We start from the raw sequence: 1,683 nt of genomic DNA, 5'->3' as shown, positions 1-1,683 counted from the left end.
CAAAACACAGGTAACGGTTGAGTACGATGAAAATAACAAACCAGTCCGCATTGACGCGATTGTTATTTCAACTCAGCATCACCCTGAAATTACACTTGAGCAAATTCAGCGCAACATTAAAGAATATGTGATCAATCCGGTTGTTCCTAAAGAGCTGATTGATGAAGAAACAAAATATTTCATCAACCCTACAGGACGTTTCGTAATCGGAGGCCCTCAAGGCGATGCGGGACTTACAGGACGCAAAATCATCGTTGATACGTACGGCGGCTATGCACGCCACGGCGGAGGCGCGTTCTCAGGTAAGGACGCGACGAAGGTAGACCGTTCTGCAGCTTATGCGGCAAGATACGTTGCGAAAAACATCGTTGCGGCTGAGCTTGCTGATTCTTGCGAAGTACAGCTTGCTTACGCGATCGGTGTTGCACAGCCTGTGTCAATCTCAATCAATACATTCGGTTCCGGAAAAGCTTCTGAGGAAAAACTGATTGAAGTTGTTCGCAATAACTTTGATTTACGACCTGCCGGCATTATCAAAATGCTTGATTTGCGCCGTCCGATCTACAAACAAACTGCTGCGTACGGCCACTTTGGACGTCACGATGTTGACCTTCCTTGGGAGCGCACAGACAAAGCGGAGCAGCTGCGTAAAGAAGCGTTAGGAGAATAATTTTATAGCCGCTTACTGGTTAAGCGGCTTTCCCTTTTTTATCGTTGTATTCATGTTTATTTTTTTACATAACTGTGAAACCAAATACTATTCACAGCGTCTATAAATAGGGGTTCAATGATGACAATTTTAATTATGGAGGCAATACTATGTGTGGATTTGTCGGGGTTTTTAACAAGCATCCGTTAGCTCAAACCGCTGATCAAGAAGAACTAATCAAACAAATGAACCAAATGATCGTTCACCGCGGTCCTGACAGTGATGGATATTTCCATGATGAGCACGTCGGCTTCGGATTCAGACGGCTCAGCATTATTGATGTAGAAAATGGCGGACAGCCTTTATCATATGAAGATGAAGCATATTGGATTATCTTTAACGGAGAAATCTATAACTATATTGAACTGAGAGAAGAGCTTGAAGCAAAGGGGTACACATTCAACACGGATTCGGACACAGAGGTTCTTCTTGCGACTTACCGTCACTATAAAGAAGAAGCGGCGTCCAAACTGCGCGGTATGTTTGCCTTTCTGATTTGGAATAAAAACGATCATGTGCTTTATGGGGCAAGAGATCCATTCGGCATTAAACCGTTGTACTACACAACAATCAATGATCAGGTTTATTTTGCCTCAGAGAGAAAAAGTTTAATGGTTGCTCAGAATGATATTGAAATAGACAAAGAGGCATTGCAGCAGTACATGTCTTTCCAATTTGTTCCTGAGCCAAGCACGCTTGATGCCCATGTGAAAAAAGTAGAGCCGGGTTCACAGTTCACAATCCGCCCGGACGGCGATATCACATTCAAAACGTATTTCAAAGCGAACTTCAAGCCGGTTCAGACTGAAGAAGACAAGCTTGTGAAAGAAGTCAGAGACGCGATCTATGACTCTGTAAACGTTCATATGAGAAGTGACGTTCCTGTCGGTTCATTCCTGTCTGGCGGGATTGATTCTTCCTTTATTGTGTCTGTTGCGAAGGAATTTCATCCAAGCTTAAAAACATTCTCTGTC

Annotated in this window: 2 protein-coding genes; both read left to right on the top strand. The window is 43.4% G+C overall.

Annotation, left to right across the window (positions count from 1 at the left end; all coding sequences use genetic code 11):
- The coding region (gene metK / locus ACWHAR_RS20655; protein WP_452087683.1) for a methionine adenosyltransferase at nt 1–670 on the top strand (670 nt) is incomplete at its 5' end.
- A 149-nt stretch (nt 671–819) separates the two neighbouring features.
- A partial coding sequence (gene asnB / locus ACWHAR_RS20650; RefSeq protein WP_452087682.1) for an asparagine synthase (glutamine-hydrolyzing) occupies nt 820–1,683 on the top strand: 864 nt, incomplete at its 3' end.

The sequence above is a fragment of the Bacillus sp. LR--39 genome (assembly GCF_053613335.1).
Note: the sequence above shows the minus strand (reverse complement) of the source record. Positions and strands in the feature narration are given on the sequence as shown.